This window comes from Gottfriedia acidiceleris (assembly GCF_036421055.1).
Taxonomy (GTDB): domain Bacteria; phylum Bacillota; class Bacilli; order Bacillales; family Bacillaceae_G; genus Gottfriedia; species Gottfriedia acidiceleris_C.
In genome coordinates this window covers 1-16478 of the sequence record NZ_JAZGQS010000023.1, presented here as the reverse complement: position 1 = coordinate 16478, position 16478 = coordinate 1, and the positions used below count along the sequence as shown (strand labels likewise).

Here is a 16478-nt window from a genome sequence, read left to right as displayed (position 1 = left end):
TTAAGACTTATTTATCGTTTAATAATGCAACTCCAGGAAGCTCTTTACCTTCCATAAATTCTAATGAAGCACCGCCACCAGTAGAAATATGGCTCATTTTATCTGCTAAGCCGAATTTTTCAGCAGCAGCAGCTGAGTCTCCACCACCGATAATTGAGTATGCATCAGAATCTGCTAATGCTTGTGCGACACCTTTAGTTCCCTGTGCAAACTTATCGATTTCAAATACACCCATTGGTCCATTCCAAATAACTAATTTAGAACTTTTAATGACATCTGCATAAAGAGCAGTTGTTTTTGGTCCAATATCAAGTGCTTCCCAATCTGCAGGAATGCTATCAATATCAACTTCCTGAGTATTAGCATCTTCACCGAATTTGTCAGCAATAATTGCATCAATTGGCATATAGAATTTAACACCTTTAGCTTCCGCTTTTTGCATAAATTCATTTGCTAAATCAATTTTATCTTCTTCTAAAAGAGATTTACCAATTTCATAGCCTTTAGCCTTTAAAAAAGTATAAGCTAGTCCGCCACCAATAATTAAGTTATCTACTTTTTCTAATAAGTTTTCAATTACACCAATTTTATCTCGAACTTTCGCTCCACCGATAATCGCTGTAAATGGGCGCTCTGGATTAGAAAGTGCTTTACCTAAAACATTTATTTCTTTTTCCATTAAAAAGCCTGCTACAGCTGGGATATGTTTAGCAATTCCAGCAGTTGTCGCATGTGCACGGTGTGCAGCACCGAAAGCATCATTTACATATACATCAGCTAATGAAGCAAATTCTTTTGCTAGAGCTTCATCATTTTTCTCTTCACCTGGGTAGAAACGAACGTTTTCTAATAATAAAACATCGCCTTCGTTCATTTTGCTGATTTCTTCTTGTACTTTAGGTCCATATGCTTCATCAGCTTTAATAACGTTTTTACCTAATTTTTCACTTAAACGTGTAGCAACTGCATTTAAACGCATGTCTTCATTTACTTGCCCTTTTGGACGTCCTAAGTGTGATGCTAAAATAACTTTTGCTCCGTTCTCTATTAAATACTGAATCGTAGGAAGAGCAGCACGAATACGAGTATCATCTGTTACTTCACCATTTGCCATAGGTACGTTAAAGTCAACACGGCAGAATACCCGTTTCCCTTTTACATCAATGTCATGTAATGATTTTTTGTTCATAGTAGGTGCCTCCAGTACTGTTTTTATTCATCCATGTTCAATTCCACTGGTCGATCCGTCTCATAAAAAGTCGTATCTATTCTGTGATATTGTCACCGCAATTTTAACAGATTATGTATATCAATTGGAATTTATTTCTAGAGTATTTTTTAATATTGTGTTGGATTAGTGACAAAAGAGGATTTTTATCAAACAAAAGAGGGGAGGAAATTCCCCTCGCCCTCATATTAATTTTTATAAAAATTATAGACCTTTTGAAGCGATGTGAGCTACTAAATCAACTACACGAGTTGAGTAACCAGTTTCATTATCGTACCAAGAAAGGATTTTAACCATGTTGCCTTCCATAGTCATTGTAGATAATGCATCGATTGTAGAAGAGTTTGTGCAACCGTTATAGTCGATTGATACTAATGGCTCTTCAGAATATCCTAAAATACCTTTTAATTCGCCTTCAGAAGCAGCTTTAAATGCAGCATTTACTTCTTCAGCAGTAACTTCAGCATTTAATTCTACTACTAAGTCAACTAAAGATACGTTAGCAGTTGGTACACGTACAGCACCACCATTTAATTTACCTTTTAATTGAGGTAATACTAATGAAACTGCTTTAGCAGCACCAGTAGTTGTTGGGATCATGCTCATTGCAGCAGCACGTGCACGACGTAAATCTTTATGTGGTAAATCTAGAATTTGTTGGTCATTTGTGTAAGAGTGAACAGTTGTCATCATACCACGTTTGATACCAAATTTTTCGTCTAATACTTTAGCAAATGGAGCTAAACAGTTTGTTGTACAAGAAGCATTAGAAATTACATTGTGGCTAGCTGCATCGTATTTGTCATCATTTACACCCATTACAATCGTGATATCTTCATTAGAAGCTGGTGCAGAGATGATTACTTTTTTAACTGATCCACCTAAGTGTTTTTCAGCATCTTTTTTATCTGTGAAACGACCAGTAGATTCTACTACAACTTCTACTCCATAATCGCTCCAAGGTAAAGCTGCTGGGTCACGCTCAGCGATTACTTTAATTTCACTTCCGTTTACAACGATAGAATCGCCATTAACAGTTACATCAGCGTTTACTGAACCGTGAACTGAATCATATTTTAATAAATGAGCTAAAGTTTTAGCATCTGTTAAGTCATTAATTGCTACAACCTCTACGTTTGGGTTGTTTAAAGCTGCGCGGAAAACCATACGTCCGATACGTCCAAATCCATTAATACCAATTTTAGTTGCCATTTTTAATTTCCTCCTTTTAATAGGTAGAAGCTTTTTTATTTTAAAGGGTACATCCTTTAATTAACTCTTTTGCTGCTCCTTCGTCTGTGACGAGGATGTTTACATGACCTTTCTTTAAGAAAGAAGCCATTGCTTTTGCCTTAGAAGATCCTCCAGCTACTCCAAGTACATAAGGTATATTCTCCAATTCATTCAGTTGTAATCCAATTGTTCTTACTCTGTTTACAACTTCACCATTTTCATTAAAGTAATATCCAAATGCCTCTCCTACAGCTTCAGATTCAGTTAAGATTTCTAACTGTTCTGATGAAGATTGTCTTCGTTTTGCCATCGTAAATGCATCTCCAATTCCGTGTACGACAATTGAAGAAGATCGAATTAAATTTAGAACCTCTTTTACTCTTGGTTCTTCCATCATAGTTAGGTAAGCTTCTTCACTAAGTTCATCTGGTAAGTGAAGTAATCGATAATTACCTTTTGCCATTTCAGCCATTTTTGCACAAATCGTATTTGCTTGATTTCTTACTTCTTCACCTAAACCGCCTCGTGCCGGTACAAATAAGGTATTTAGATCTTTAGAGTCATCATTCATCATTTCGGCCACGGCAGCTAAAGTGGAACCACCAGTAACAGCAACAATATTATTTGTTTCTAGCCTTTGGTTTATACAGCCAACAGCCGCTCGACCCATCTCCTTTTTTACCCAGTCCAGCTCGTCACTATCGCCTGAAACAACGATTACTTCTTTTAGGTTAAAAGTTTCCTTAAGTAAGTCTTCGATATTTTTCAAACCGAATAGTTCACGCATTGGTTCTTCAAGGTCTAGAAGTAAGGTTAGTCCTTCATCCGTTAATGTCATGCCAGAAGATGCGACATTAATCAGTCTTTGCTCTTTTAATAAAGCAACTTCTGATCTAAGTACTCTTTCTGTTAATCCTACACTTGCAGACAAATTCCTTCGACCGATTGGCTGCATAATTCTTATATATTGTAGGATTTGAAATCTTTTTTGGATAACGGGTATTAGATCAGGTAATAATTTTTGTTGTAGCTTTAAAATATGGTTCATTTTCATCTCCTCTTTCACAGAGTATTCACCTGGGTCTAATTATGTCCCTCTATGACATATTATGTCCCACCTGTTTTAAAAAAATACAGCGTTTTGCAACGTTGTTTTTTAGAACAAGATTTACTCCAGAAGTGAAATAACCCTGCTACAGTTATATTGTAACAGGGTAATTCATTTCTTTCAACTGATATCTACCCATTTATGGCATTTAATATGTCAATCTTATGAATTTTACCGTATGCTACAGTTTCCCCATTAATTTGAATAACAGGAATCATTAGCTGATATTCTTCTAATAATGCATCGTCAGAATAAATATCAATTTCATTTACTTCGATTTCATATTCAGATTGGACCAATTGAATAGCATCTTTTGCTTCTTCACATAATCCACAGTTCTCTTTTGTAAATAAAGTTAACTTAATCGACATTCCATTCTCCTTTTAACTAAAGCGCTTTCGTTTTGATGAACCAGGAATTCTAAGTATATCTCTATACTTTGCTACAGTTCTTCTAGAGATTTCCACTCCATGTTTTTCAGCTAATAATTCAACCAGCTTTTGATCTGATAATGGTTTTTCTTTGTTTTCTTCATCTACTAACTGCTTGATGAATACCTGTACACTCGTTGAAGCAAGCTCCTCGCCGTCTACACTTACACCTTGATGAAAGAATTTCTTCATTTCATATAAACCAAATGGTGTCTGTACATATTTGTTTTTACAAGTACGGCTAATTGTCGATTCATGTAATGAAAGTTCTTCCGCTATCTCTTTTAAAGTAAGTGTTTTTAAATTTGCAGGACCTTTCTCAAAAAAAGCAATTTGCTTTTTAAGGATACAATTCATTACTGCTAACATCGTTGATTTTCGTTCTTCCAAGCTTTTCATTAACCAGTTAACTTGCGTATTTTTATCCTTTAAATAAGTTGAAACTTCCTTCTCATGTTGACCATTTAAAATTGAAGAATATTCATTAAGTACTTTTAAACGCGGCATAATTTTATCATTAAGCAGTACAACAAATTCCCCGCCTATTTTTTCAACTGTTAAATCAGGAGCTACATAATTCACTTGATCTTGGAAATAATTTAAGCCTGGCCTTGGCTGAAGGGTTAAAATTAAGTCAATTTCTTTTTGTAAATCAGGTAAGCTAATCTTAAGTTTCTTCGCTATTTCTTTCCAGTTTTTATTAACAAATAGATCAAAATAATCTTTTATAACCTGTTTTGCAATTGTTGTATCAACTTCAAGGCCGTTTAGTTGTATTAATAGGCACTCTTTAACCGATCTTGCTCCAACTCCTGAGGGTTCAAAACGTTGAAGTGTATCAATGCAGATTTGTAACTGGACGTAAGAAATATTTAATTCATGTATAAGCTCTTCATCTGATTCCATCAAAAATCCATTTTTATCTAAGTTATAAATTAAATATTTAATAATTTTATATTCATCATTATCAATTTTCAACTCATTTAACTGACTAACAAGTTCTTCTTGTAATGTTTCTGTTCTTCGAGTATATAACTCCATTCCTTGTCCGCCTACAGTAGTTTGTTGTTTGATTTTTGAAGAAGTGTAATCGCTATAAGGAGTTTCGACTTCAATTAAGGGATTTTCTAATGATTGTTCAAATAAAAAATCTGTAAGTTCTTGGGCATTAAATTGAAGCATTGTAATGGCTTGTCGTAGTTCCTGAGTCATTGCAAGTTTCAATGATTGTTTTTGCATTAAATTCATTTCCATACTACTTCACTCCCTTATTACTATTTTACTCGATATTTAACTTTTTCATAGTACTTGACGAATTGTTCTACTAATTTAAATATAGTGAAAACGTTTACTTTTTCCTGTATAGTAAAAGTATACAACTCTTTATGATGGGTGGGCCATTATGAACAGAAAAAATCAGATTTATGAAGTATTTCTTCAAAATAAGGAGCAAGGTTTTACGGCTAATGAGATTGCTCAAAAGCTTGGGTTAGATCGCGCAAACGTTAGCAGTGATTTAAATAAATTAGTTAAACAAGAATTATTAATAAAAACAAATTCTAGACCGGTCGTATTTAAACTTCTATCTCATTCTTTACAACAAACGAATAATTCTCATAATAAGATAGCAAGTTCAGACTATCAATATGAATATTTTTATGAAGAAAATATTAGTTTAAGACCTGCCATTGAAAAAGCAAGATCAGCTATTCTCTATCCACCAAATGGTATGCATACATTAATACTCGGTGAGACTGGTGTTGGTAAATCTGCTTTTGCTAAAAGAATGCATGATTACGCAATTCGGTCGAATGTTTTAGAAAAGGATTCTCCATTCATTATTTTTAATTGCGCAGACTATGCAAATAATCCACAACTATTATTAGGTCAGCTTTTCGGTGTAAGAAAAGGTGCTTATACGGGAGCAACAGAACAAAAAGGTCTACTTGAAAAAGCAAATAATGGAATATTATTTTTAGATGAGGTTCATCGTCTTACTCCTGAAGGTCAAGAAATGTTATTTACGTTTATTGATTATAAGTTGTATAGAAGACTAGGAGAGACAGAAAACGAACGAACATCTAATGTATTAATCATTTCAGCAACAACAGAGGATCCAGGGTCAACATTATTATCTACATTTACACGCCGGATTCCTATGGTTATTACATTACCGGCTCTTCGCGATCGATCATATGAAGAGAGATTGACACTGATTAAACGATTTTTCACGGAAGAAAGTGTTCGTCTCGGAAAAGAGATCGTTGTAAGTGCAAATACTATTCGCTCTTTTCTATTTTATCCGTGTCAAAACAATATTGGACAACTTAAAGCCGATATTCAATTAGCTTGCGCAAAGGCTTACGCAGATTTTATTACGCATAAACATGATAAAATACGAATTTATAGCACTGATTTGAACTGGTATGTGAAGGAAGGCTTATTCATTGAAAAAAAAGTGAAGCACGCAGTCACATTGTTAAACGAGCATTTTGAATTTTCACCAACAAAGGGTATATCAAGTAACCAACAATTGGATCATTCTGCAGATACAATCTATGACCGAATTGATACAAAATACGAAGAACTAAAACAACGTGGCGTTGCTCAGGACGAGTTATCTATACTAATGGAAAACGATATTGAAAGCTATTTTACGCATTATTTAACATCTATTAATCGCAAGTTATCTAGTAAAGAAAATGTCTCAAAAATAATCAAGCCTGAAATCGTTACACTAAGTGAAAAAGTTTTAAAACTAGCAGAAGAAAAATTAAGTAAGAGATTTAATGAAAAAATACTCGTTGCACTTAGCCTACATATACAAACCCTATTACAGCGTATACAGTCAAACAAAAAAATCTATCATCCAAATATAACGCAAATCCGAGATCAGTATAAGAAAGAGTTTTCCGTTTCAATTGAATGTGTAAAAATGATTGAAGATTTTTCAAATGTTTCAATCCCATTTGATGAAGTAGCATTTATAACGATGTTTTTTGTATATGGAAACGAAGATTTTAAAGTGACTAGTTCCAATGTAAAAGTAATTGTATTAGCTCACGGTAATGGTATTGCTAGAGAAATGGCAAATGTAACAAATGAACTGTTAGAAAACGAGGAAGTTATCGGAATCGATATGCCATTAAGTGAACCACCACAAGATTTTTTAATTCGAGTAAAAGATTATATTAAATCTTTAGGTAAATTAAATGGAATTCTACTTTGTATCGATATGGGATCACTATCTTATATCGGTGACATAATTGAAGCCGAATTTTCAATTCCGGTACGCGTGATTCAAATGGTAAGTACTGCACATGTAATCGAAGCCTCTAGAAAAGCAACACTAGGTTATAATTTAGACGAACTTTATCAGGACGTACGAAACTTAACTACCTTCTTCATCAATTCTCATGCGAATAAAACGAAACAACCTGAATTTAATCGTTCTGTCATTTTAACTGCATGTCTGACTGGTCAGGGAAGTGCAATAGCCATTAAAAATATACTAGCGAATAACTTGGTCTATGATAAAGAGATGCTAGAAATCGTGCCAATTAGCCTTTTAAATAAAGACGAATTACAAAAAATGTTAAATGATATATCTAAAGAACGAAGTATCGTTTGTATTGTTTCGAATTTTGATATAAATGTTCCATTTAATACGTTCCATTTACAAGATGTATTAAATATGAAAGCTACAAAGACAATACAAGAATTAATAACTTATGAAGAAACATATTTAAAAATGGCTGAAACATTACAAGAGACTATTTCTTTAAAGGATGCTAAAAAAGTAATTAGTGTGATTAGACGGGCCTTGAACGATATACAAGTCCAAACAGACAAATTTTTCAAAAATGAGGATCTAATGGGAATTGTTATTCATATGAGTTGCATGATTGATCGAATTCAAAACTCACAGCCTCTAATCCCATTTAAAGATAAGGAAGATAAAATAAATAGCGATTATATGCTATATTTAAAAATTAAAAAAATAATGCAACAAATTGAGAATGCTTGTGACATTATCATACCTGATGATGAAATATGTTACTTAATGGAATTTTATTCTAGAAATGATATAAGTAGAGTAGATGAAGAATTTTATATAAAATAATTAAACTAGAAATAAGTAAAAAAAAGCCAGTTACTTCTTTTGAAAGTACTGGCTTTTAGTGTGTAGACAAAGTACTAAAAATTTAAGTTTCAGACTGATTGCAAGCGCTTGTCTTTCGAGGCGTGAAGCCTGGTGAGGAGCTGAGTTACCTTAGACGGTAAGGAGCACCGTTCGGGCAGTCTGAACTGACTTTTTACACTATATTATATTTTACTAACTCTACTCCCTCAGGAAGTTTTGAGTTCGTAAGGATATCTAGTTCTGTTAATCTCTCAAAGCAATAGGATGTACCATTTTTTAAATGATTATCTACTAATGCAGGATGTACCATAACCTCTACTGACTCAGCACTATTATTAATTCTGTCTTGTATTGTCTCAAAATAGTTTATTGGAATATCATTACCATAAAAATCGGTTAATAATTGATCCGTAAAAGGTGTAATTCCGTCTATTTGACTCTTTGGAGAAACTCGGACTGGAAGATCATACTTTTGAGATAATTTTGCAATTACTGGGTGTAGAATTGAAATCATGTGTACATGGTGATGACTATCTAGATGTGAAGGTTTCAATCCATAAGAAAGAAACTTTTGAATTTGAGCATCCCATTCCTTTTCAACTTCTTCAACATTAATAACGGGATTATCATACCAATAACTATTTTTAAGAAAATCCCCGTTTGGATCTACGATTGTTTTTAAATTCGATAATAAAGGTTTGCCTGCAGTTAATACAAGATGTACACCTAATCCTAATGTAGGATGTAATTTTGCTAATTCAATTCCATGCTCAACAGCATACATATTCATCATCATTGTCGTTGAATTCACTATACCATTCAAATGCGCATCAATAATGCCATAATTTACACCTTTTGAATAGCCGAAATCATCTGCATTTACTATAAGCTTTGTCATCGTTCATTCCCCTTTTTCTTTTAGTATCATAAAAAGGGATGCACTCTATCATTCGAGCTACATCCCTCTTTTTAATCGTTAATTAGCTGCTACTTTTTCGTTTTTGAAGAATTGAGGTAAATGCTCTTTGTGAGCCTCTAACATTTCATCTAAAATTTGTTTTGCTAAATGATCAGATCCAACTAGTGGGTTAATACACATAGCAAGTAATGCTGTTTTATAATCACCAGTTACCCCTGCTTCTGCAGCTACACGTTCAAATGATTTAATTTGTTGAACTAAACCGCGTACTGCAACCGGTAAGTCACCCATCGTAAGTGGTTTTGGGCCATCTTTTGTAATGACTGCACTTACTTCAACAGCACAATCATCTGGAATTGATGCAATAGCACCATTATTCATTGTATTTACAGGTTGAATATCACCTTTATTATTATATAGAGATGAAATTAATCGGCATGCAGCATCACTATAATAAGCTCCGCCGCGTTTTTCTAATTGTGGTGGCTTACTATTTAAATTAGGGTCTTTATATAATTCGAATAATGATTCTTCTAATTTTTTTACAACCTCAGCACGTGTTCCATCTTTTTTCGCTACTTCAAGCTCTTCTTCTAGCATTACTTTCGTTTGATAGTAGTATCGGTGATACGGACATGGAATTACTCCAAGTGCTTCAATAAAATCAGGATTCCAATCCATTGCCTTAATATTTTGCATCGTCATACTCTCTGCAGGGCGTGCAAACTCACTGACAACACGACTTGTTACATCTTCACCATCTAATAATACTTTTGTTCCGTAAACCATATGATTTAATCCCATAAAATCAATATGTACGCGCTCAGCTTCAACCCCTAGTCCTTTTGCAATGTTCATGTGAATATGAATTGGTACATTACATAAACCAACCACTTTACGGAAATTTGTGTATCTTAAAATCGCTTCTGTTAAAATACCTGTAGGATTTGTAAAGTTTACCAGCCAAGCATTTGGACAAAGCTCTTCAATATCCTTGACGATATCTAAAATTACAGGAATTGTACGAAGCGCTTTAAAAAGACCACCTGGACCATTAGTTTCTTGACCAATTACCCCATATTTTAAAGGAATACGCTCATCCTTCATACGAGCTTCAAGTAATCCTACACGAAATTGCGTCGTAACAAAATCAGCATCTTTAAGAGCAGCACGTCGATCAAGTGTTAAATGGATTTCCATTGGTACTCCTGCTTTTTCTACCATTCTTTTCGCAAGATTTCCAACGATTTCAAGTTTCTCTCTACCTTCTTCAATATCCACTAACCATAGCTCTCTTACAGGTAGTTCATCATAACGTTTAATAAATCCTTCAACTAATTCTGGAGTATAACTTGAACCGCCACCAATTGTTGCTATTTTAATACCGTTTCTCATTTTCTTCACTCCTTCTATATGATAGTAGAAAAGTAGCCAGGACATTCTTTAAAACTACTTTTCTAGTTTCTCTTATTTAATTAATTTTTCATGTAGGAAAATTATTTCTGTTACTAAATCTCTCATCGTTAATGCATTCATTAAATGATCTTGAGCATGTATTAATAAGATACTTAATTCAACATTCTCACCACGTGCTTCACCTTGAATTAATGAAGTTTGTGCCTGATGCGCAAGATTTAATTCTTTTTTTGCTTCTTCTATCTTACTATTTGCTTCTTCTAAATTACCCGCTCGAGCAGCCTGCATACCTTCCATTAATGAGCTTTTTGCGTTTCCTGAATGTAAGATTAATTGGAATGCTGTTTGCTCAATTGTCGTTAAAGTACTCATTTCGTATCCTCCTCAAACTGCATTACATAGCAGCACTTTGATTATTTGCCGCTTCTCTTATTTTTTTAGATTCCATTCGTCTTTGTAGTGCAACGAAAGGTAAATAGATAACAACTGAGATAACTAAATTAAATGCTGCTAAGGCTGCACCTGTCCAATGTCCCCCAGTAATCAACCATCCACCTAAAATTGGTGGTGTTACCCATGGAATATTTGTAGTTACTGGGTGAACCATCCCTAAAGAAATCGCTAAATATGAAATAACTGTTAAAATAATTGGTGTACCAATGAATGGAATTAGCCACATTGGATTTAACACAATCGGTAATCCGAAAAGAACTGGTTCATTAATTTGGAATAAACCTGGTGCCCCACCTAATGCAATCATTTGTTTATTACGTTTTCGATTAATTAATATCATTGAAATAATTAACCCTATCGTAGCACCTGATCCACCTAAGAATACAAATGCATCAAAGAACTGACCAGCCATTACATTGTATTCACTCCACTTTGTAACACCTTTTGCTGCTAAATCAATATTTTCATTTCCTAAAGCTGTAAATAGTGGTGTCGTAATCCCTCCTAGAATATTTGGTCCATGTAAGCCAAGCATCCAGAAGAAATGAATAAAGAATGCTATTCCGATTGCAAACGGTAAAGAGTCTGCAGCATTTGTTAATGGCTTAACAAGTACTGAGCTTAACCAGTCATTAAAATAAACTCCATCAGATAAATATAATCTGAATAGTAATCCAACAATTGCAATTACAAAGATTGTTAGCATACCAGGTAATAGCTTAGCAAATGCTTTTGAAACTGCTGGTGGTACACCATCTGGTAATTTAATAACTAATTGTTTTACTCTTGATAAGCGAACAAAAATTTCTGTTGCGATAATGGCAACGATTATTCCGGTAAAAAGTGCAGTTGAATTAGTATAAGTAGAGTTCACTAATCCCCAAACACTACCAGTAGCTGTTTTTCCATTTTCTAATGTAACCGTTACAGTGTTTAATGATTGTGGCACTAGTACAAAATATGACGCTAATGCGACAAGCATTGCTTCAAATCCTTCATCACCATAAGAACGAGCCAATTTATAAGCAATCCCTACAACAGCAAAAACTGTCATAAATGCGAATGTGCCCCACCAAATGTCTCCACCTAATGTCTTCCAGTTCATTCCAAAAAGAGCTTCCATCATTTTGTCGTAACCTTTGATCGCTCCACCTAAATTATTAAATAAAACTGCAAATGAACCGACCATTGTAATGGCAATCATCCCGATTAACGCATCTCGTATTGCTAATAAATGACGTTGGTTACCGAACTTTGCTGCAGCTGGCATTATATATCGATCTACAAAATTCATCATTTTTAAGACTCCCTTTTGTTAAGAATTTGTGCAACGTACATGACTATTTTTTTAAACTAAGTGCCAATTCTAAAACAGCTTCACCATTCATAAGTCCATAATGTACTGGATTGATTACATCAACTGGTATCCCTTTTGGCTCGGCAACTTTTTTCATTTCAGTAGCTAAATAACGTACTTGTGGTCCTAATAAAAGAACATCTGCTTGATCTAAATTTTCTTTTGCAGCATCACCTGAAACTGCCCAAATTTTTACTTCAATCCCTTTTGATTTTGCTGCATCCTCCATTTTAGTTACTAGTAAACTAGTAGACATTCCTGCTGAACAAGCTAATAAAATATTCATTGTTATTCCTCCAGTATTAGATTTAGTGTAGCGCTTACAGGTTTAGGTGAAAGTCATATACAAACCCTTGTAGCAACTACAAATTAATTTATTTTGTACACTCTTTATATAGCAAATGGCGTGCCAACTTTTTTCTAACATATTAAAAAAATAGATCAATTAATCTTAGAAACCTTGTCCTATAAGGACTCGTCGGCAAGAAATCTTTTTTCTTTGTTTTAAAAGGAAAGTAACTTAAAACGTCTAGTGTGTTAAATATAGTTCGTCAATCTCCTTAAATTGTTTTAGTGTGTTATTCCCTTGTTAGTGTGTTGTGATTTATATGTACTTTATTGTAGTGTTTTAAAACACTTTTGCGATTTTCATTTAAATTATACATTTTGTTTTATGTGATTAAAAAAAGTGATGTAGATCTAATCTACACCACTTTTTTAATCAATAGTTAAAGTGAAATTTTCTCATGCAAGTAAATAATTTCCTCTACTAAATCTCTTGTTGTAAGAGTGTTCATTAAATGATCCTGTGCATGTACTAAAAGAATATTAATAAAGTATAGTTGCCCAGCTGCTTCACTTTGTATAAGTGAAGTTTGTGCATGATGAGCCAGCCTAAGTTCTGCATTCGCCTCGTTTACTTTCAAACGAGCTTCCTCGAACTCTCCATCACGAGCTTTATACATTGCTTCCATTAATAAACTCTTGGCATTACCAGAATGTAATATTAGCTGAAATGCAATTTGTTCATTATTTGTGTCGGTAGGCATTTTCCCTCTTCTCCTTCACATTCTATTATACATTTAATGAATTACTACTTGTCGTCTCTGTTGACTTTCTAGCTTCCATTCTTTCTGCTACTACAACGAACGGTAAGTATATAACGATTGAAATCACTACGTTAACAAGAGATAAAACTGCACCACTCCAGTGACCACCAGTTGCTAAATAGCCACCTATAACTGGTGGAGTTACCCAAGGAATTGTAGATACTACTGGGAAAACAATATGTGATTGAACAGCTAAATAAGAAATAATGGTTAAAACAATTGGGGTACAAATAAATGGTATTAACCATACTGGGTTTAACACGATAGGTAAACCGAAAATAATTGGTTCATTAATATTAAATAATCCTGGAGGTGTTCCTAAAGCAATCATCTGTTTATGACGTTTACGATTAACTAGGAACATTGCAATCAGTAAACCAATTGTAGTACCCGATCCACCCATATATACGAATGCGTCTAAGAAAGGGCCTGCTAATACTGAATACTTATCTAGATCTGTTACACCTTTAGCATATAAATCGATGTTATGGTTACCTAGAGTTGTTAATAAAGGAGTTGTAATACCTCCTAAAATATTTGGACCATGTAACCCAAGCGCCCAGAAGAAATGTACAAAGAATGCAATAGCAACTGCAAATCCTAATGAATCGGCTGCATCAGTTAATGGTTTTACAAGAACTGAATTTAACCAGTCATTAAAGAATACGCCGTTCGAAATGTATAATCTGAACAATAAACCAATTAATGCAACAATAAAGATTGTCAACATCCCTGGTAATAACTTTGCAAATGCTTTTGATACTGCTGGTGGAACGCCATCTGGTAATTTAATAACTAGTTGTTTCACCCTAGCTAAACGTACAAAAATTTCAGTTGCAATAATCGCAACAATAATTCCTGTAAATAAAGCCGTTGAGTTTAGAGAATTCCAACTAATAAATCCCCAAGTTCCACCCGTAGCTGTCTTACCACCATTTAACGTAACAGATACTGCAGCTAATGATTGTGGAACAAGTACAAAGTAACACGCTAATGCAACAAGCATTGCTTCAAAACCTTCATCACCATAGGAACGAGCTAATCTATGTGCGATTCCTACTACAGCAAATACTGTCATAAATGCAAATGTTCCCCACCAAATATCACTTCCTAGTGTTTTCCAGTTTGCACCAAAGACAGTTTCCATCATTTTATCGTAGCCGTGGATTGCGCCACCTAAGTTATTAATAAGTACAGCAAAAGCTCCAATCATCGTAATGGCAATCATTCCAATTAACGCATCACGGATCGCTAACAAATGACGTTGATTACCAAACTTCGCTGCGGCAGGCATTATATACTTTTCAGCAAAACGCATCATTCAAATACACCTTCTTTTCTCTCTAGATTTTTTAATTCCCCGTTTTATTTTTTCAAATTTAAAGCCATTTCCAGTACAGCTTCACCATTCATCAATCCATAATGAACTGGATTAATTGTATCTACTGGTATCCCTTTAGGTTCAGCTAGTTTCTTCATTTCTGAGACTAGATAACGAACCTGTGGACCAAGTAGTAAGACATCCGCTTTGGCTAAATTTTCTTTCGCTTCATCACCAGCAACAGCCCAAATTGTTGCCTGAATTCCTTTTGCCTTAGCTGCTTGTTCCATTTTTGTAACTAGTAGACTAGTAGACATTCCCGCAGAACATACTAACAAGATATTCATCCTACACCTCCTCAATTTATCTCGCCGATGAAACGCTTACATTTTTTACAAATAATGACAAAAGAATTACGCGTTACAAGGACAAGATGTGTAATCAATTTAAATATTGCAAATTCTATGCCAATATTCTAAAAAATCTTTCTATTTAAAAACACAACAAAAAAACCTTGATAAATCAAGGTTTTTATAACGGAACATTTATTCACAATATTAGTGTTTTATAAGTGTGTAGACACAACTGGTACTGTGTTTAAAATGACTCATTAGTGTGTTGAGTATTATCTAAAATATGCTATCTCCTAAGCTGAAGTGTGTTATTCAATAACACATTAATATTAATCTTCAACAGTTAAATGAGTTTTACAAAATTCGAATACTTCTTTTTCTTCATCTTCTTCCAAATCAAAATCTAAATACTGATTTGACTCAGCTTCATATAAGTCATATTTAATTAATTTTGACTCTTCACCATTTACTCCAAAAAGCACTTTTATGTATATACCTTTTTCATTAAATAGTTCATCATCCTCTGGTACATTGATATAAAGAATAAACTCATATCGATCACCCTCAATGATACCGAATGGATCTTTTATTTCTTCTACAGTGTATTCTGCAATCGTTAACACAAAAACATTCCCTTCAATTTTAATATGTACTATTATACACAAAGGAATGGACAAAAAGAAAGACGCCTGCCGCAGCAGACGTCTTGATGCGTTTGAGGCGAGAGACCGGGCGGCCACATCCGCGCGTTTAGCTTGCGCATATCTCTCGTCTTACTCAAATTAGCTCATCGCAAAGAGTAATATATCATATATTTAGGAAAAAGAATAGAGGAAAAAAATAGAAGGAACAAAAAGTGCCGAATAATTTTTTATAAATAAAAAAATCAATCGGTTCTTTTTTAGAAAAATGATTTTAAACATTCCTTAGTTTAGAAACAGAATTTAATGATTTTTAGATCGATACAGTATCTTTTCTTTTTAGATGTTGGGTACAGTTTATAAGTTTCTTTAAATTTTAATTCTCTTTCTAATTCATCTTTATTGATTTGTGCCATTTCTTCCAGAAACCAAGAATTCATATCCATTTGAATGACCTCCCTTTATATACTTTAAATATATGACTGTATGTAACGGGAACCCATTCTTCATTGGATGGAGTTTTAGTACATCTTTAGTTGTAGGTAAAGGTAGGATATAGATATAGGATCAATAAAGAAAAAATATAAACCGAGTGATAACCCCTGTTAATTAACTAGGATTATCGCTCGGTTTATTCTTTTAGCGCGCTCGACAGGATTCGAACCTGCGACACACGGTACCGGAAACCGTTGCTCTATCCAACTGAGCTACGAACGCATATAATATAAAAGTTAAAATATGAATAGTGTTTTGTCGCCCCAATCT

Annotated in this window: 16 protein-coding genes and 1 tRNA gene; 1 reads left to right on the top strand and 16 read right to left on the bottom strand. The window is 34.0% G+C overall.

All coding sequences use genetic code 11. The features are described 5' to 3' along the window. Nucleotides 1–7 precede the first annotated feature (7 nt). From RAH41_RS21570 to rpoN, 5 genes are all read right to left on the bottom strand, one after another. Complete coding sequence (locus RAH41_RS21570) at nt 8–1189, bottom strand: phosphoglycerate kinase (protein ID WP_331225331.1); 1182 nt, start codon at nt 1187–1189, stop codon at nt 8–10. 243 nt (nt 1190–1432) lie between these two features. After that, entirely contained in the window at nt 1433–2440 is a 1008-nt protein-coding gene (gene gap, locus RAH41_RS21565) for a type I glyceraldehyde-3-phosphate dehydrogenase (RefSeq protein ID WP_331225330.1), read from the bottom strand. A 40-nt stretch (nt 2441–2480) separates the two neighbouring features. After that, nucleotides 2481–3509, bottom strand: a complete 1029-nt coding sequence (locus RAH41_RS21560; protein ID WP_331225329.1) for a sugar-binding domain-containing protein — start codon at nt 3507–3509, stop codon at nt 2481–2483. Between the two features lie 191 nt (nt 3510–3700). Continuing rightward, a complete protein-coding gene (locus RAH41_RS21555; protein WP_331225344.1) occupies nt 3701–3934 on the bottom strand; it encodes a glutaredoxin family protein in 234 nt (77 codons plus the stop codon). Between the two features lie 18 nt (nt 3935–3952). Continuing rightward, nucleotides 3953–5254, bottom strand: a complete 1302-nt coding sequence (gene rpoN / locus RAH41_RS21550; RefSeq protein WP_331225328.1) for an RNA polymerase factor sigma-54 — start codon at nt 5252–5254, stop codon at nt 3953–3955. A gap of 148 nt (nt 5255–5402) precedes the next feature. On the opposite strand from rpoN, the gene RAH41_RS21545 reads away from it, so the two are divergent. Further along, the gene (locus RAH41_RS21545; protein WP_331225327.1) at nt 5403–8123 is read left to right on the top strand and encodes a sigma 54-interacting transcriptional regulator; all 2721 of its coding nucleotides are present in this window, start codon (nt 5403–5405) and stop codon (nt 8121–8123) included. 193 nt (nt 8124–8316) lie between these two features. Here RAH41_RS21545 and chbG read toward each other — a convergent pair whose 3' ends face one another. The 11 genes from chbG to RAH41_RS21490 form a co-directional block, all read right to left on the bottom strand. Beyond that, nucleotides 8317–9042: a chitin disaccharide deacetylase gene (gene chbG / locus RAH41_RS21540; RefSeq protein WP_331225326.1), complete on the bottom strand. Its 726-nt coding sequence runs from the start codon at nt 9040–9042 to the stop codon at nt 8317–8319. 78 nt (nt 9043–9120) lie between these two features. Further along, nucleotides 9121–10458: a 6-phospho-beta-glucosidase gene (locus RAH41_RS21535; RefSeq protein ID WP_331225325.1), complete on the bottom strand. Its 1338-nt coding sequence runs from the start codon at nt 10456–10458 to the stop codon at nt 9121–9123. 72 nt (nt 10459–10530) lie between these two features. After that, nucleotides 10531–10851, bottom strand: a complete 321-nt coding sequence (locus RAH41_RS21530; protein ID WP_331225324.1) for a PTS lactose/cellobiose transporter subunit IIA — start codon at nt 10849–10851, stop codon at nt 10531–10533. A 22-nt stretch (nt 10852–10873) separates the two neighbouring features. Continuing rightward, nucleotides 10874–12229, bottom strand: a complete 1356-nt coding sequence (locus RAH41_RS21525; protein WP_331225323.1) for a PTS sugar transporter subunit IIC — start codon at nt 12227–12229, stop codon at nt 10874–10876. Between the two features lie 43 nt (nt 12230–12272). Further along, nucleotides 12273–12575 carry a PTS sugar transporter subunit IIB gene (locus tag RAH41_RS21520; protein ID WP_331225322.1) on the bottom strand — a complete coding sequence of 101 codons (303 nt, stop codon included), beginning with the start codon at nt 12573–12575 and terminating at the stop codon, nt 12273–12275. A 442-nt stretch (nt 12576–13017) separates the two neighbouring features. Next, the gene (locus RAH41_RS21515) at nt 13018–13338 is read right to left on the bottom strand and encodes a PTS lactose/cellobiose transporter subunit IIA (protein WP_331225321.1); all 321 of its coding nucleotides are present in this window, start codon (nt 13336–13338) and stop codon (nt 13018–13020) included. Nucleotides 13339–13363: 25 nt separating this feature from the next. Continuing rightward, entirely contained in the window at nt 13364–14719 is a 1356-nt protein-coding gene (locus RAH41_RS21510; RefSeq protein WP_331225320.1) for a PTS sugar transporter subunit IIC, read from the bottom strand. Nucleotides 14720–14763: 44 nt separating this feature from the next. Further along, the gene (locus tag RAH41_RS21505; RefSeq protein WP_331225319.1) at nt 14764–15066 is read right to left on the bottom strand and encodes a PTS sugar transporter subunit IIB; all 303 of its coding nucleotides are present in this window, start codon (nt 15064–15066) and stop codon (nt 14764–14766) included. A 335-nt stretch (nt 15067–15401) separates the two neighbouring features. Beyond that, nucleotides 15402–15695, bottom strand: coding sequence for a DUF6509 family protein (locus tag RAH41_RS21500; RefSeq protein WP_097973531.1), 294 nt, complete (start codon nt 15693–15695; stop codon nt 15402–15404). A 308-nt stretch (nt 15696–16003) separates the two neighbouring features. Beyond that, nucleotides 16004–16159 carry a hypothetical protein gene (locus RAH41_RS21495; protein ID WP_331225318.1) on the bottom strand — a complete coding sequence of 52 codons (156 nt, stop codon included), beginning with the start codon at nt 16157–16159 and terminating at the stop codon, nt 16004–16006. A 197-nt stretch (nt 16160–16356) separates the two neighbouring features. Continuing rightward, a tRNA-Arg gene (locus tag RAH41_RS21490) sits at nt 16357–16430 on the bottom strand. Nucleotides 16431–16478: the final 48 nt, after the last annotated feature.

What these genes read in the sequence shown, in the direction of transcription:
- RAH41_RS21525 (WP_331225323.1), bottom strand. Translation starts at nt 12,229, where the DNA reads ATGATGAATTTTGTAGATCGATATATAATGCCAGCTGCAGCAAAGTTC.
- rpoN (WP_331225328.1), bottom strand. Translation starts at nt 5,254, where the DNA reads ATGGAAATGAATTTAATGCAAAAACAATCATTGAAACTTGCAATGACT.
- chbG (WP_331225326.1), bottom strand. Translation starts at nt 9,042, where the DNA reads ATGACAAAGCTTATAGTAAATGCAGATGATTTCGGCTATTCAAAAGGT.
- RAH41_RS21545 (WP_331225327.1), top strand. Translation starts at nt 5,403, where the DNA reads ATGAACAGAAAAAATCAGATTTATGAAGTATTTCTTCAAAATAAGGAG.
- RAH41_RS21560 (WP_331225329.1), bottom strand. Translation starts at nt 3,509, where the DNA reads ATGAACCATATTTTAAAGCTACAACAAAAATTATTACCTGATCTAATA.
- RAH41_RS21535 (WP_331225325.1), bottom strand. Translation starts at nt 10,458, where the DNA reads ATGAGAAACGGTATTAAAATAGCAACAATTGGTGGCGGTTCAAGTTAT.
- RAH41_RS21570 (WP_331225331.1), bottom strand. Translation starts at nt 1,189, where the DNA reads ATGAACAAAAAATCATTACATGACATTGATGTAAAAGGGAAACGGGTA.
- RAH41_RS21520 (WP_331225322.1), bottom strand. Translation starts at nt 12,575, where the DNA reads ATGAATATTTTATTAGCTTGTTCAGCAGGAATGTCTACTAGTTTACTA.
- gap (WP_331225330.1), bottom strand. Translation starts at nt 2,440, where the DNA reads ATGGCAACTAAAATTGGTATTAATGGATTTGGACGTATCGGACGTATG.
- RAH41_RS21510 (WP_331225320.1), bottom strand. Translation starts at nt 14,719, where the DNA reads ATGATGCGTTTTGCTGAAAAGTATATAATGCCTGCCGCAGCGAAGTTT.
- RAH41_RS21515 (WP_331225321.1), bottom strand. Translation starts at nt 13,338, where the DNA reads ATGCCTACCGACACAAATAATGAACAAATTGCATTTCAGCTAATATTA.
- RAH41_RS21495 (WP_331225318.1), bottom strand. Translation starts at nt 16,159, where the DNA reads ATGGATATGAATTCTTGGTTTCTGGAAGAAATGGCACAAATCAATAAA.
- RAH41_RS21505 (WP_331225319.1), bottom strand. Translation starts at nt 15,066, where the DNA reads ATGAATATCTTGTTAGTATGTTCTGCGGGAATGTCTACTAGTCTACTA.
- RAH41_RS21530 (WP_331225324.1), bottom strand. Translation starts at nt 10,851, where the DNA reads ATGAGTACTTTAACGACAATTGAGCAAACAGCATTCCAATTAATCTTA.